The sequence below is a fragment of the Flaviramulus multivorans genome (assembly GCF_021728415.1).
GTDB classification, from domain to species: Bacteria; Bacteroidota; Bacteroidia; order Flavobacteriales; family Flavobacteriaceae; genus Sabulilitoribacter; species Sabulilitoribacter multivorans.
On the sequence record NZ_JAKKDV010000001.1, the window covers coordinates 449,207 to 464,375 of the forward strand.

The window sequence follows — 15,169 nt, forward strand, 5'->3', positions numbered from 1 at the left end:
TCATGGGAAAAGTAACAGGATTTAAAGAATTTGAAAGACAGGATGAAGATTACACGCCAGTTGAAGAGCGTGTAAAGCATTATAAAGAATTCACGATACCTTTAAGTGATGAAGCCATCACTAAACAAGGGTCTCGTTGTATGGATTGTGGTATTCCATTTTGTCATAGCGGATGTCCGCTTGGGAATTTAATTCCAGATTTCAACCACATGGTTCATCAAGGAGAATGGCAAAAAGCATCTTGGATATTGCATTCAACTAACAACTTCCCTGAATTTACGGGTAGATTGTGTCCTGCACCGTGTGAGCAATCATGTGTGTTAGGCATTATCGAAGACCCTGTGTCTATTGAAAATATTGAAAAAAATATTGTGGAGCGTGCCTTTAAAGAAGGTTGGATAAAACCTCAACCTCCAAAAACAAGAACAGGAAAAACTATTGCTGTAGTTGGTTCTGGTCCAGCAGGATTAGCCGCTGCACAACAGTTGAACAGAGCTGGACATACAGTAACTGTTTTTGAACGTGATGACGAAATTGGCGGGTTATTACGCTACGGAATTCCAAATTTTAAAATGGAAAAGGAAATTATTGTTCGTCGTCTAGCTATTTTAGAGGCTGAAGGTATTGTCTTTAAAACTAATGTAAATGTTGGCGTTAATTATGATGTGGAAGAACTAAAAGCTTTTGATGCTGTTGTTTTATGTGGTGGGGCTACCGAAAAACGTAGTTTACCAACTCCAGGTATTGATGCCGATGGTGTAGTACAGGCTATGGACTTTTTAACCCAACAAACTAAAGTGTTATTTGGTAAAAAAGTAGAAAACCAAGTGATGGCAACTGGTAAAAATGTAATTGTAATTGGTGGTGGCGATACGGGTTCTGACTGCATTGGAACCTCTAATAGACACGGAGCTAAATCGGTTGTGAATTTTGAAATTATGCCAAAACCTCCAGGACATCGTTCACCAACAACACCATGGCCTTATTGGCCACTGCAGTTAAAAACATCATCTTCACATAAAGAAGGTGTTGAAAGAAACTGGTTAATCAACACAAAAGAATTTGTAACAGATAAAAATGGCAAATTAACCGCCTTAAAAACGGTAAACGTAGAATGGAAAATGGTTCCGGGTCAACGCCCTCAATTAATAGAAATTGAAGGTACCGAAAAAACATGGCCTTGTGATTTGGCTTTATTAGCTCTAGGTTTTACTGGACCAGAAAGCACATTGGCTGATAAATTAGGTATTGAAAAAGATGCTCGTACTAATTACAAAGCTGAATACGGCAAATACCAAACTAATATTCCTAATATATTTACTGCTGGTGATATGCGCCGCGGACAATCATTAATTGTTTGGGCTATTTCTGAAGGTAGAGAAGCAGCAAGACAAGTTGATATCTATTTAATGGGGAAATCTAGTTTGCCTTCAAAAGATGTTTCTGGTGATTTGGTGGCGATGTAAAAATTAATACAAAATTGACTAAAAAATGCGAACAATGGGTTCGCATTTTTTTTATGCATTCCTCATAAATTCTTCACATTTTTCTACCATGTTTTTGCTCCCGCAAATAAATGGAACTCTTTGATGGAGTTCCGTTGGTTCTATATCCATAATTCTTGTAAAACCATCGCTTGCTTTTCCATTGGCTTGTTCAGCTAAAAAAGCCATTGGATTACATTCATACAATAATCTTAATTTGCCCTTAGGATTTTTAGAACCTTGCGGATACATATATATCCCTCCTTTAATCATATTTCTATGAAAATCAGAAACCAAAGAGCCAATATACCTAGACGTATAAGGTCTATCTTCTTCTTCTTTTTGACAATATTTTATATAGTTTTTAATCCCTTGAGGGAAATCAAAATAGTTTCCTTCATTAACCGAGTATATGTTTCCATCTTCTGGAAATTGCATATTAGGATGCGACAAATAAAACGACCCTATAGCTGGATTTAAAGTAAAGCCGTTTACCCCATCACCTGTTGTGTAAACCAACATGGTAGATGTGCCATAAACTACGTAACCTGCAGCTACTTGCCTATTCCCTTTTTGTAAAAAATCTTCGAGGGTTACAGGTGTTCCAACGGGTGTTACTCGTCTGTATATTGAAAAAATGGTTCCTACAGATACATTTACATCAATGTTTGAGGAGCCATCTAAAGGGTCTATTAAAACAATATATTTATTTTGATGATTTTCATCTTGACTATTAATAGAAATAAAATCGTCTTCCTCTTCACTAGCAATCCCACAAACAATATTTCGATTCGTTAAAGTTTGAATAAATTTAGTGTTGGCATAAACATCTAGTTTTTGTTGATCTTCACCTTGTACATTCGTGTCACCGGCAGCTCCAATAATATCAACTAAACCAGCCTTATTAACTTCATGATTCACAACTTTGGCTGCTAACCTAATAGAGTTTATTAAACTTGACAATTCTCCAGAAGAATACTTAAACGATGCTTGATTTTCAATAATAAATTCTCCAAGCGTTTGTTTTTTGTGAGTCATAAAGATATTATTTGATTAATCTATTTATTGGCAAATTTAAGGAAACTAAAACGTTTTCGTGAAAGTTTAATGATATTAAATATTGAACTTTAAGCTATATTTGAAAATAAATTTAGAATTCAAAAAAATGTTTTTTATTAGGAATGCTACCGTTGAGGATATGCCTCAAGTATTTAAATTAATCCAAGAATTAGCCATTTATGAAAAAGAACCTGAGGCTGTTGAAGTAACTATTAAAGATTTAGAGAAAGATGGTTTTGGTGAGCATCCGGCATTTCACTGTTTTGTTGCAGAGGTAAACTCAAAAATTGAAGGTATTGCATTAATCTATAACAGGTACTCTACATGGAAGGGGAAAATATTGCACTTGGAAGATTTAATAGTTAGTCAAGCTGTGCGAGGATCTGGTATAGGCACTGCATTATTGGATGAAGTTGTAAAATACGCTCATAGTTTAGGTGTAAAGCGCATAAACTGGGAGGTACTAGATTGGAATGAGTCAGCAATTGCTTTTTATGAAAAAAAAGGGGCCAATGTTATGCGTGATTGGGATGTTGTTCAATTAAGTGAAGCCGGTATAAAAAATTATATTTCATCTATTCAAAATTCCTCTAATCGCTAATAATCGGCATTTTAATTATATCGATTGGTTTAGTTATTATCTGTTAAACGCCCATTATGGGCTTTCAAAATTATAATATGCAAGTATTTAAGTTTGGTGGTGCTTCGGTAAAAGATGCGAATGGTGTTAAAAATATGGTATCTGTCCTAAATAAATTAGGCTACAAAAACACCTTAATTGTGGTTTCTGCAATGGGGAAAACCACCAACGCTTTAGAAGTAGTTGTTAAAAACTATTTCGAAAACAAGAGTGAATTACAAAGTTCGCTTCAAGAGGTAAAGAAATACCATAATGAAATTCTTTTGGATTTATTTGATAACGAAAATCACTCGGCATTTAAAAAAACAGCCTCATTGTTTAATGAATTAAATGCGTTTTTTAACACTAACAAATCTCCAGATTATAATTTTGTGTACGATCAAGTCATTGGTTTTGGTGAACTTGTTTCAACCACCATTATAAGCGAATATTTAAATGCAACAGGAATTCAAAACAATTGGCTAGATGTAAGAGATTTTATTAAAACAGATAGTTATTACAGGCGAGCCAATATAAATTGGGAAACTACACAAAGTTTAATTTCATCAAATTTTAATAAATCCGTTTTAAATATTACACAGGGTTTTTTGGGTAGTGATGCTCATAATTTTACAACAACTTTAGGTAGAGAAGGTAGCGATTATACAGCGGCTATTTTTGCATATTGTTTAAATGCCGAAAGTGTAACCATTTGGAAAGATGTTCCAGGTGTTTTAAATGCAGATCCCAGATACTTTGAAAATGCCAAATTATTAAATAAAATTTCATATTCTGAGGCTATTGAATTAGCATTTTATGGAGCTTCGGTAATTCACCCTAAAACCTTACAACCTTTACAAAGAAAGGAAATTCCATTATATGTTAAATCGTTTTTAAAACCTGAAACGGCTGGAACTAGAATTGGTAAAAATGTACCCTTAGAGCCTATGATGCCTTGTTTTATAGTCAAGAAACATCAAGTTTTAATTTCATTATCATCATTGGATTTCTCATATATTGTTGAAGAAAATATTAGCGAAATTTTTAACTTGTTACATCATTATAAAATGAAAGTAGATGTCATTCAAAACTCCGCAATAAGTTTTTCTGTATGTATTGATAATGTTTATGACAACCTCGATAAATTATTACATCATTTAAGAGCAAAATTTAAAGTAACCTATAACGAAAATGTATCGCTTTACACCATCCGTCATTACAACCAAGCGGCGATTAAGCAAATTGAAGCTGGTAAAACTGTATTATTGAAACAATTAACTCGAGAAACCGTTCAAGTAGTAACTAAATAAACAATTTAGTACATTTACATCCATGACCAAGCAACAAGATATAGGGTTAGTAACCGCGAAAGAAGTCGCAAAAGCTATTCAGTTAGATAAATATGGCTTTATAGGTACTTTTATTGGTTGGCTATTAATGAAAATTCTAAAAATTTCTAAGCTTAACAAAATCTATAAACGCAATAAACATTTAGAAGAACTCCCTTTTTTAAATGGTATTCTAGACGATTTTCAAATTAAATTCGAAATCCCAGAAGAAGATTTAAAACGTTTACCAAAAGACGGTGCTTACATAACAATATCTAACCATCCATTAGGAGGTATTGATGGGATTTTATTATTAAAATTGATGCTTGAACAACGCAAAGATTTTAAAATAATAGCTAATTTTTTATTACATAGAATTGAACCCTTAAAACCGTACATTATGCCTGTTAATCCTTTTGAAGACAGGAAAGATGTAAAATCTAGTATCTCTGGTTTTAAAAATTCTATTTTACATTTAAGAGAAGGACATCCTCTAGGTATTTTCCCCGCTGGAGAAGTTTCAACGTATCGTGATGGAAAATTAGTTGTAGACAGACCCTGGGAAGAAGCAGCAATGAAATTGGTTAAAAAAGCAGAGGTTCCAGTGGTTCCTATATATTTTCATGCTAAAAACAGCAAGTTATTTTACAAGCTTTCTAAAATTAACGATACGTTTAGAACCGCCAAATTACCTTCGGAACTGTTAACTCAAAAGCGCCGAACTATTAAAGTTAGAATAGGCAGACCAATTTCTGTTGATGACCAAAAAGAACATACAACTATTGAGGAGTTTTCAGAATTTTTAAGACGAAAAACCTATATGCTATCTAATGCATTTGAAGATAAACCTAAAATATTAGATAATATTTCGTCTTCATTAAAAACACCCAAAATGCCAAAGCGTATTGTTACTCCTGTGCAAAAAGAGTTGATGATGCAAGAGGTAGACGCTTTAAGAAAAGATAATTCTAGACTTTTAGAAAGTAAAAACTATGAGGTGTTTTTAGCAGAAGCCAACAAAATACCAAATGTTTTAAGGGAAATTGGACGGTTAAGAGAAATTACTTTTAGAGAAGTGGGTGAAGGAACCAACGAAGCCATTGATTTAGATACTTTCGACAATTATTACCACCATATGTTTTTATGGGATAATGAGCAAAATTTACTTGCCGGAGCATACAGAATGGGCTTAGGTTCAAAAATTTTTGAGCGTTATGGTATAGATGGTTTTTATCTTCAAGATTTATTTAGGTTTGAACCCGAACTTTATAAAATGATGAGTCAGTCCATCGAAATGGGACGCGCTTTTATCATTAAAGAATACCAACAAAAACCTATGCCGCTATTTTTACTTTGGAAAGGCATTGTGCATACCACATTGCGCTATCCAGAACACAAGTATTTAATTGGCGGTGTAAGTATTAGTAATCAGTTTTCAAACTTCTCGAAGTCTTTAATGGTTGAGTTTATGAAATCGCATTATTATGACCCTTATATAGCGCAATACGTACGCCCTAAAAAGGAGTTTAAAGTAAAACTTAAAGATGCTGACAAAGACTTTGTTTTTGATGAAGCTGAAGCCGATTTAAACAAGTTTGATAAGTTTATTGATGAAATTGAACCAGGAGCTTTACGATTACCTGTTTTGCTTAAAAAGTATATAAAACAAAACGCCCGATTAGTAGCTTTTAATGTAGACCCGTTGTTTAATAACTCGGTAGATGGTTTAATGTACATTAAAATTGCCGACTTACCTGAAAGCACTGTGCGTCCTGTAATGGAAGAGTTTCAAGCAGAATTGGAGCGAAAGTTTATGGAAAAAAATGGGGACTAAAACTTAGTGTTAACCCAAATTAGAAAACACATACTTCATTTCAGTAGCTATTTGCAGGCTTCTATTAAAATAGGTTTCCGTTTGTTGTGGTGTTCCATCAGATTTTTTTGGATCCTCATAAGTTATTGCAATTCGTTTATCGCATCCAAAAACCATTGGACAGCCTTCATCAGCTGATGAACATGTCATAATCGCCGCAAACTCTGAAGCTGGATTAAAATCGTGACTAAACTCCTTTGAAAAAGCAATAATAGCAGGTTCGTTTTGCGAAAATTTAATACTATAAACAGGATTATTTTCGTCTGAAAGTCTATTGATTTTAAAGCCTTGGTTCTTTAAAGTTTCTGCAACCTTAGGAAACATGGCTGTTGCTTCAGTTCCACCAGAATAGCAACTTACATTATTTATATTATAATAAGCAGCCATAGTTTGAGCCCAAATTTGAGACAAATGGCTGCGTCTAGAATTATGCGTGCAAATAAAATTTAATCGAATAGGTTTATTCGTTTCAATTTTATCTTCTAAATATACTTTTAAAGAGTTAAGAACTTCTTTTCTTTCATTAGAAATAATCGACGTATCTAATGAATTAATAGTTTTAGATATTATTTCAAACATTTGTTTTTCTGTATTTGTTTAAATTAACAGCAGTTACCGTCTGGTGAACAACATGGTTCTGTTTTTTCTAAAACGCCTTCAGCAAATGCAACAACCTTTTCTGGAACTCCACAAAGCTCTTTAGCTTTACAGTCTGTTTTTTCAACCGCTAATTTAACAACTAGGTTGTTCTCACGAACCTCAAAATCGTTAACAAAAAGTTGTGCTGTATGAAAATTGGCATTGCTATATTCAAATTTAACCTCAGAATCTAAATCATAAGGTTTCATTGTTCCTACTTTTTTAAGAATTGCCAAGGCCTTATAAGCACTCATATATTCAGTTTTAGATTTCTCTAATGGGCTTTCCCAAAGCTGAATAACAGTTTCATTCCACGTATCTGTTTGCGAACCACAGTCAACAGAATCTACCGAAATATGTTTTACTTCGGTAATATGGTAATTAGCACCAACCAATTTGTTTGGTGTATATTCAAACAATAAGGATTTGTCCTTGTTTTCCTCTAGTACTTTAAAAAATTCTTGCGTTTTCATATTGTTATTTTTAAAATTTTATGTGATGCTGAATTAAGTTCAGCATTACAAAAACAGTCTAGCAGCAATTAGATTTTGTTTTATTAAAAAATGCGTTTAATTGGTTTTGTAACTCAACCCAACGGTTTACGTTAATACAGTAGCACATACTTTTTCCTTCAACTTCACCGATTAAGAGTCCTATACTTTTAAGTTCCTTTAAGTGTTGAGATATCGTAGCTTGTGCTAAACCAATTTCTTCTACCAAATCGTTACAAATACATGCATTTTGATTGCTTATATACTGTAAAATAGCTACTCTAGCTGGGTGACCAAGCACTTTAAAAAATTGAGCTAAATCATTTTGCTGTTCAGTAAAAATTTGTGTTTTAGTAATGCCCATTTGTTATTATTATATTGCAATATTACGATATTAAAATTAAATAAAAAAGTCAAAACATAGAAATTTTGACTTTTCCTTTTTATTATAAGTTAAATCTTATCAAGATATTTTAAAACCAAGGTTTTTTACCAGCTTGATAGGTGTTATAAAATTCAGCATCAGATTTTGTTAAATAGATAATCCCCTCTATTAAACCAATTGCCCAAATAGCCGTCGTACCAATTCCACAAGTTACAAAGTACAATATTATCGATGCTATTAGCATAATTGCACCTTCTTTATTATAACCCAAGACAAATTTATGAACCCCAGCCCATCCAAAAATTATTGCAAGAATACCAGCTAATATCTTTTTGTTATCTCCAGATGCAAATGTTTCTTTAGCGCTTTCAGTAAACTCTGATGCCGATTCTTTAGCTTCTTTTGCAAATTCCTTTGCTTTTTCTTTTGCTTCACCAGCAAATTTCTCTGCTTTATCAGCGGCTTTTTTTGCACCTTCTTTTGCATCGCCTAACATGTCATTTAGGTCATCGCTTAAATTTTTTTCGTCAGACATAATCTTTATTTTTTGATTAGAATTTAAATGTAGTAAAAAATTAAATTCACTACTAACTATATGTCAATCAAAATAATGGAATGTTACAAAAATAGCTATCTGAATAATAAAACAATCCCTCCAATAGCAGTAACTATAAGTATAAAACGCCTATAGTTTACATTGGAAATTAGCTTAACAATATATGCTCCTAAGAAGAAACCAACTATAACTGTTGGAATTAAAACCGAATTTAAAATAAGAGTTTCTTTGGTAACCGTTTTCCAAACAAAAAAATGAAAGGGCAATTTAAACACATTTATTATAAAGAATAACCACGCTGCGGTTCCGATAAACTCATTTTTAGGAAACCGCATTGCCAAAAAGTAAATGTTTGAAATTGGTCCTGCGAGATTGCCAATCATAGTAGCAAAACCGGCTAAAAACCCCGTTGTATTGGCAAACCACCTATTAGTTGGCACTTTATTGGATTTTCTGTTTTCTGTATAAAACATAATAAGTACAGAAGCAATGATAATAATTGCCATTAATCTTTTAAAAAGAACTTCGGAAATATCATTACCAATCCATACACCTACCAAAACACCAATAACCATTGATGGTATTAGCTTTTTAATATATTTCCATTGGGCGTGCCTGTTGTAATAAATAACAGCTAAAATATCGGCGCAAATTAACATAGGAAGTAAAACGCCTGTTGATGCTTTTTCGCCAAAAACAAAAGCGAGAATTACAACAATAATTATGCCTATGCCTTTGATACCAGATTTAGATAAGCCCAATAAAAAAACTGCAAACCCAATGGCTATCCATTGCAATGCAGTTAAATTATAAGATTGAAGTATTTCTAAATAAGTCAATAGTGTTTAGGTTGTTGTATTTTGAAAACGAATTTACAAAAAAGCACTATCAATAGGTTCCCAAAGCTCTATTTTGTTACCATCGTTATCTAAAATCCATCCAAATTTACCATAATCATATTCTTCAACCTCTCCAACTATAGTTACTCCTTCGGCTTTTAATTCTTTAAGGAGCTCATGAAGGTTTTCCACACGATAATTAAACATAAAGTCTTTTTTTGAAGGCTCATAATATTTAGTGTCTTGAGCAAAAGGACTCCATTGGGTAGAGCACTCTTTTCCTTCTTTATCCTTCCACCAAAAGGTACACCCATAATCATCGGTATTAAATCCTAAATGTTTTTTATACCAATCTTTTGTTGCCTTAGGATCTTTGGTTTTAAAAAACAATCCGCCAATACCAGTTACTCTTTTCTTCATTTTTTTAATTTTATACGTGTTGGTCAATTAATATTGTATTTCCATCGGGGTCGAACATAACAATGCTTGCAGGTCCTGAAGTATTTTCATCTGCTTCTCTTTCTAACTTTATATTGTTGCTTTTTAGATGTTTTTGAATAGCTCTTACATCATCAAAGGGCTCAACCTTATTGGCATTTTCATCCCAACCAGGATTAAAGGTTAAAATATTTTGCTCAAACATCCCTTGAAATAAGCCTATAAGGGCGTTACCATTTTTCATAATGAGATAATTCATTTGAATATCGCCAGCAAACTGGGTAAACCCAAGAGTTTCATAAAATGCCTTTGAAGCCTTTATGTCTTTCACACTTAAGCTTGCAGAAAATGTTCCTAATTTCATAATTTTTGTTTTTTGTTGATTATTTTTTCTTTATGGCTGTTTCATAAATATCAATCCATTGCGCTACCGTCATTTTCTTTGAAAGTTCTTCAATTAATTTAAACGGAATGTCTTCTACTTTTTTAAATCTAATACAGCTTTTACCCATATCTAATTTACTTTTACAATGTTTAGGGTATTCTTTTACAAACCAATCGTGTAGTTCAGGTTGGGAATAAATACCGCTGTGGTAAAGGTTTACTGAATTTTTTTGAGAAGCAAAACTCATAAAAGGTAAAGGTTCTTTCGGATTACAATGATACCCATCTGGATATATAGAATGAGGTACGTAGTAACCTATCATGCCATACTGTATACCTTCTTCAAAACCTTTAGGTAAACTATCATTAATCACTTTTCTTAACTTTTTTAAAGCATCTTGTCTTTCTGCCGGAACTTGACTAATATAATCTTCTGGTGATGTGGCCTTATATTGCATAGTAAATTTATTTTCGTTGTAATATTAAACCCGAAATTAAAGAAATTATAAAACCAAGAATTATAACTGATGCAAACATCATAAGCGCCATAAAACTTGGGCTACCATAATCTTTCATTTGTTGAGTTAACTCAGCAGTTTTAACTTTTAATTCTTCTGCTGATAATGTCTCTTCCATTTTTTTAACGGAATACTCTAAATACTCACTTGCAAAATCGGGATTTATCTGCGATGTATAAATATAATCGAAAACAGCAACTCCCAGTGCAGAAAACAAAGCTATTAACATCCCAATCCCTATAGCTTTTCCTAGAGATACTTTCCCATTATTTACTTTGTCGCGATAGTGTTTGATTCCAAAATAAACAAATAATAAAGAGAGCACCATGGATGTGTACCCTATAAGTTCTCCGTAGTCAAAATCTACACCCATTCCTAAAAAGAACGGCAACCCAAATAACACAAAGCCACTTATTAATGAGTAAAGTCCGTACTTAATCACTGTTTTTTTCATAATGTTCGTTTTAAGATTGATTAGCCAAAAGTAGATAATGTGGGCAGTATTGAAGTCATACTAAAGTACCAAATCAATAGTACTTTAGTATAAATGTATGAATTTTATATGATTTGGTAATCTTTGGCAATTTGAAGTGCTTGCGTTCGGCGTTTTGCGTTTAGCTTTACTAACAAATTAGAAACATGGGTTTTTATAGTACTTTCTGAGAGGAATAGTTTTTCAGCTATTTCCCTATTTGACAGCCCTTCTGAAATAGCCTGAAGCACCTCGTATTCACGCTCGGTAATTTCTAATTCAGATATTTTTTTGTGATTAATCTCATTTAGTGGCAATGCGTTTTTATAAAGACTTTTTTTATTGATATAAATGCCTACTATAAAAAATACTATTGCTATTAAAGCAATAACAAACTCTGTTTTTAAATTTCCTGAAATTAATGCATACTTACTAAATTGAAATAGTAAGAGTAAAGCCAGAATAAGCAACGAAAAAACGATAATTGTTTTTTTCATGCTTTAAAATTAACAAAATTTGGTCTTAATTTTATCAACTATAGTTTGGGCCAACTTTTCTTTGCTCTCAATAGTCCAGCCCGCTACATGCGGTGTTAGCAATACATTATTAGCTTCTATTAAATATTGAAACGCTTCTGGCATTGCTGAAGTAAACAAACTTTCAAACGAGGCCTTTTCGTATTCTAAAACATCTAATCCTGCACCTAAAATTTTACCAGATTTTAATGTCGAAACTAAATCTTTTGTAACCACACTTTTACCGCGTGCAGTGTTTATAAACCAAAACGGTTTTTTAAATTGATTTATAAATTCAGTATTAATCATGTTTAATGTTAAAGGTGTTTGTGGCGTATGTAAGCTTACCACATCAACTTTTTCTTGAAATACTTTGAGTGAAACCTGTTTTGCATTAGAGTCTGCAACATTATCTTTTATATCGTAGCACAATACCTCAACATCAAATCCTCTAAGTTTTTTGGCAAATGCCTTTCCCATATTACCGTAACCTATAATACCTACTATTTTTCCATCAAGTTCTATTCCGCGATTGTCTTCACGTAGCCATTTACCATTTCGAACTTCATTATCTGCCTTATTAAGTTTATTAAATAGTGAAAGTAACATGCCTAAAGCGTGTTCTCCAACTGCATTGCGGTTACCTTCAGGAGCTGCGATAAGTTCGATACCTTTTGATAAGGCATAATCACAATCAATGTTTTCAAGTCCCGCACCAACACGACCAATAAATTTAAGGTTTAAAGCTGCATCAATAAATTGTTTATCGATTGTAAAACGACTTCGTAAAACGATTCCATCGTAATTTTGAATTTTCGCCTCAATCTGTTCTTTTGAAGACGTGTAATCTTCGTCATTTATAAAACCTAAATCGTTAAGCTGGTTTATTAATAACTCATGGTTGGTGTCGAGGTGAAGAATTTTCATTTAAATTTTTGGGTAATGCGTTTGTGTTTTTTTGTGTTGTACATTGCCAGTGTGCGCTGTATTTAGTTTTTCAAATAATAATACATGTACTTCTTCTCCATTCTTGGTCATAGGATTATGCTCTACTCCTTTTGGAACTACAATAATTTCGCCTTCTTTTACAATTTCTGTCTTATCGCGAAATTGCATATATAAAGTGCCTTTTATCACTTGAAAAAGCTCATCTTCATCGTCATGTTTGTGCCACACAAAATCGCCCTTTAATTTTGCAAGAATAACCTGCATATCATCTACCACCGCAATTTGATGAGGATGCCAATTTTTGGTGAATTTTGAAAATTTATCCTTTATGTTGATAGTATTCATAGGGTAAATTTACGAAGTTTTGCGTTAGCGATTGAAAAGAAAATCCTTTTGCTTTTGCAAAAGATTGTACTGTAAAGCGCGACCTGAAAGGTAACGCCTAAATGCCTAAAATTAATTTAGCTATCCAGAAGTAAATAAGGATTCCGAAAATATCGTTACTTGTAGTAATAAATGGCCCTGTAGCAATAGCAGGATCGATTCCTCTTTTATCTAAGAATAACGGGACAAATGTGCCTATTAATCCAGCTACCACAATAACTGCTACTAGAGAAACTGATATGGCAAGTGCGGTAATGGCATCCCCTTGTGATGCCCAAACAAATAAAAATAAGAAAAGTGCTAGAATAAAGCCGTTTAGTGCTGCAAGTAACATCTCCTTTATTAAACGCCCATTTACACTTCCTTTTACGTCGTTATTGGCTAAGCCTTGAACTATAATAGCGCTTGATTGTACACCTACATTACCTGCCATAGCCGCAATTAATGGTGTGAAAAAGAATAATACAGCATATTTATTAAAAGCTTCTTGAAAGCCTTCCATAATTAAAAAAGCGCCAACACCTCCAATTAAACCTAAAAACAACCATGGTAATCGGGCTCTTGTAAGGTCTAATATACTATCATCTGCTTCAACATCGCTTGTAATACCTGCTGCCATTTGATAATCTTTTTCGGCTTCCTCTTTTAAAACATCAACAATATCATCAATAGTAATGCGTCCTAAAAGTGTTTTGTTTTCGTCTACAACTGGTATAGCCTCTAAGTCATATTTTGCCATAACTTTAGCTACTTCCTCTACATCTTCATTAACGTTTACAAAATCTACATTGGCATTGGATATTTCTGCTATTTTTTGATCGCTTTTTGCAACTATTAGGTCTTTTAATGATAGGCGACCAATAAGTTTTTCTTGTTTATCTACAACGTATATTGAATGTACTCTTGTTACATTTTTCGCTTGCCCCCTAATTCTTCGCATGCAACCAGCAACTGTCCAAGTTTCATAAACTTTAACAAGTTCTTTTGCCATAAGTCCGCCAGCAGAATCCTCATCATAAGCTAAAAGTTCTTCGATTTCAGCTTTATGGTCTTGGTCTTCGATTTGCGCAATTACAGCAACCTGTCGATCTTCTGATAATTCAGAAATAATATCGGCAGCATCATCGGTATCTAATTCTTCAATTTCTTCGGCAATTTCTTTAGCAGAAAGATTCTTTAAAACCTTTTCTCGATTGTCCTCATCCATTTCCATGAGAATATCTGAGGTAGTTTCTGAATCGAGAAGTTTAATAACATATATGGCGTCTTCCAGATTTAATTCGTCTAAAATTTCAGCAATATCAGCGTAGTGAAACTCGTCTAACAACTGATGTAGTTCCTTATCGTTTTGTAATTCAATAAGCTGTTCTACTTGCTCAACAAGTTCTTCCGTAAGGTGGAATTGTATTTTCTCTTTTTCTTCTGACAAATTGAGAATTCTATAAGGTTTAAATTTCAGTTTCTATCAATTGCGTTAACTCTATAAACTGTTGCACGCTTAATTGTTCTGGACGTTTGCCAAATATACTATTTGCTTTTAAATTATCAGAAAAATTAAATGTTTTTAAACTGTTGCGAAGCGTTTTACGGCGTTGTTGGAAAGCTGTTTTTACAGTTTTAAAGAAAAGTGGTTCGTTACAAGGTAGTGTGTAATTACTTTTTCTAATCAGTCTCAATACTCCAGAATCTACTTTTGGAGGCGGATTAAATACATTTGGAGGTACGGTAAACAAATACTCTGCATCATAAAATGCTTGGGTTAAAACCGATAAAATACCATAAACTTTACTGCCTTCTTTGGAACATATACGTTCAGCTACTTCTTTTTGAAACATCCCTGAAAATTCAGGAATTTGATTTCGCATTTCAAGAGTTTTAAAAACTATTTGAGTAGAAATATTATAAGGAAAGTTACCAATAATAGCGAAAGATTCGTTGTTAAAAACAGTATTTACATCGTATTTTAAAAAGTCTTTTTCAATAATTCTTGGCGCAAGATTAAGATAGTTGGCTTGTAAATACTCAACGGACTCTGTATCTATTTCAATTACATAGGTAATAACATCTTTTTTTAGCAAGTATTTAGTAAGTACGCCCATTCCAGGGCCAATTTCCAACACATTTTTATAGCCATTAAGCGTTAATGTATCTGCAATTTTTTGTGCCACAGATTCATCCTTTAAAAAATGTTGTCCAAGGTACTTTTTAGCTTTTACTTGATGTTGGTTATTTGCCAC

19 protein-coding genes are annotated in these 15,169 nt (G+C 33.0%); 4 read left to right on the forward strand and 15 right to left on the reverse strand.

What is annotated here, in order from left to right; all coding sequences use genetic code 11:
- Positions 1–2 precede the first annotated feature (2 nt).
- Positions 3–1,466 (forward strand): glutamate synthase subunit beta, encoded by a 1,464-nt coding sequence (locus L3X39_RS01925; protein WP_237229737.1) that lies wholly within the window; start codon positions 3–5, stop codon positions 1,464–1,466.
- 51 nt (positions 1,467–1,517) lie between these two features.
- Here the strand turns inward: L3X39_RS01925 and fbp are convergent, their stop codons facing one another.
- Positions 1,518–2,522 (reverse strand): class 1 fructose-bisphosphatase, encoded by a 1,005-nt coding sequence (gene fbp, locus L3X39_RS01930; protein WP_237229738.1) that lies wholly within the window; start codon positions 2,520–2,522, stop codon positions 1,518–1,520.
- 127 nt (positions 2,523–2,649) lie between these two features.
- Between fbp and L3X39_RS01935 the strand changes: the two genes are divergently transcribed.
- The 3 genes from L3X39_RS01935 (at position 2,650) to L3X39_RS01945 (ending at position 6,324) form a co-directional block, all read left to right on the forward strand.
- Positions 2,650–3,144, forward strand: a complete 495-nt coding sequence (locus L3X39_RS01935; protein ID WP_237229739.1) for a GNAT family N-acetyltransferase — start codon at positions 2,650–2,652, stop codon at positions 3,142–3,144.
- A gap of 77 nt (positions 3,145–3,221) precedes the next feature.
- A complete protein-coding gene (locus L3X39_RS01940) occupies positions 3,222–4,472 on the forward strand; it encodes an aspartate kinase (RefSeq protein WP_237229740.1) in 1,251 nt (416 codons plus the stop codon).
- A gap of 22 nt (positions 4,473–4,494) precedes the next feature.
- The gene (locus L3X39_RS01945; RefSeq protein ID WP_237229741.1) at positions 4,495–6,324 is read left to right on the forward strand and encodes a GNAT family N-acyltransferase; all 1,830 of its coding nucleotides are present in this window, start codon (positions 4,495–4,497) and stop codon (positions 6,322–6,324) included.
- A 9-nt stretch (positions 6,325–6,333) separates the two neighbouring features.
- On the opposite strand, the gene L3X39_RS01950 is transcribed toward L3X39_RS01945, so the two are convergent.
- From L3X39_RS01950 to rsmA, 14 genes are all read right to left on the reverse strand, one after another.
- Positions 6,334–6,942, reverse strand: coding sequence for an arsenate-mycothiol transferase ArsC (locus tag L3X39_RS01950; protein ID WP_237229742.1), 609 nt, complete (start codon positions 6,940–6,942; stop codon positions 6,334–6,336).
- Positions 6,943–6,965: 23 nt separating this feature from the next.
- Positions 6,966–7,475, reverse strand: coding sequence for a DUF6428 family protein (locus L3X39_RS01955; RefSeq protein WP_237229743.1), 510 nt, complete (start codon positions 7,473–7,475; stop codon positions 6,966–6,968).
- Positions 7,476–7,533: 58 nt separating this feature from the next.
- A complete protein-coding gene (locus tag L3X39_RS01960; protein ID WP_237229744.1) occupies positions 7,534–7,857 on the reverse strand; it encodes an ArsR/SmtB family transcription factor in 324 nt (107 codons plus the stop codon).
- Positions 7,858–7,966: 109 nt separating this feature from the next.
- A complete protein-coding gene (locus L3X39_RS01965) occupies positions 7,967–8,413 on the reverse strand; it encodes a TM2 domain-containing protein (protein WP_237229745.1) in 447 nt (148 codons plus the stop codon).
- A 95-nt stretch (positions 8,414–8,508) separates the two neighbouring features.
- Positions 8,509–9,273, reverse strand: coding sequence for a sulfite exporter TauE/SafE family protein (locus L3X39_RS01970; protein WP_237229746.1), 765 nt, complete (start codon positions 9,271–9,273; stop codon positions 8,509–8,511).
- Positions 9,274–9,306: 33 nt separating this feature from the next.
- Positions 9,307–9,693, reverse strand: a complete 387-nt coding sequence (locus L3X39_RS01975; protein ID WP_237229747.1) for a VOC family protein — start codon at positions 9,691–9,693, stop codon at positions 9,307–9,309.
- Between the two features lie 10 nt (positions 9,694–9,703).
- A complete protein-coding gene (locus L3X39_RS01980) occupies positions 9,704–10,075 on the reverse strand; it encodes a VOC family protein (protein ID WP_237229748.1) in 372 nt (123 codons plus the stop codon).
- A gap of 19 nt (positions 10,076–10,094) precedes the next feature.
- Positions 10,095–10,553: a DUF1801 domain-containing protein gene (locus L3X39_RS01985; protein WP_237229749.1), complete on the reverse strand. Its 459-nt coding sequence runs from the start codon at positions 10,551–10,553 to the stop codon at positions 10,095–10,097.
- A gap of 7 nt (positions 10,554–10,560) precedes the next feature.
- A complete protein-coding gene (locus L3X39_RS01990; protein ID WP_237229750.1) occupies positions 10,561–11,067 on the reverse strand; it encodes a DUF4199 domain-containing protein in 507 nt (168 codons plus the stop codon).
- A gap of 104 nt (positions 11,068–11,171) precedes the next feature.
- Positions 11,172–11,582 (reverse strand): response regulator transcription factor, encoded by a 411-nt coding sequence (locus L3X39_RS14765; protein WP_305070105.1) that lies wholly within the window; start codon positions 11,580–11,582, stop codon positions 11,172–11,174.
- Between the two features lie 9 nt (positions 11,583–11,591).
- Positions 11,592–12,527 carry a 2-hydroxyacid dehydrogenase gene (locus tag L3X39_RS02000; protein ID WP_237229751.1) on the reverse strand — a complete coding sequence of 312 codons (936 nt, stop codon included), beginning with the start codon at positions 12,525–12,527 and terminating at the stop codon, positions 11,592–11,594.
- Positions 12,528–12,893 carry a cupin domain-containing protein gene (locus L3X39_RS02005; RefSeq protein WP_237229752.1) on the reverse strand — a complete coding sequence of 122 codons (366 nt, stop codon included), beginning with the start codon at positions 12,891–12,893 and terminating at the stop codon, positions 12,528–12,530. It lies immediately after the preceding gene.
- Positions 12,894–12,990: 97 nt separating this feature from the next.
- Positions 12,991–14,361, reverse strand: coding sequence for a magnesium transporter (gene mgtE, locus L3X39_RS02010; RefSeq protein ID WP_237229753.1), 1,371 nt, complete (start codon positions 14,359–14,361; stop codon positions 12,991–12,993).
- Between the two features lie 19 nt (positions 14,362–14,380).
- Positions 14,381–15,169, reverse strand: coding sequence for a 16S rRNA (adenine(1518)-N(6)/adenine(1519)-N(6))-dimethyltransferase RsmA (gene rsmA / locus L3X39_RS02015; RefSeq protein WP_237229754.1), 789 nt, complete (start codon positions 15,167–15,169; stop codon positions 14,381–14,383).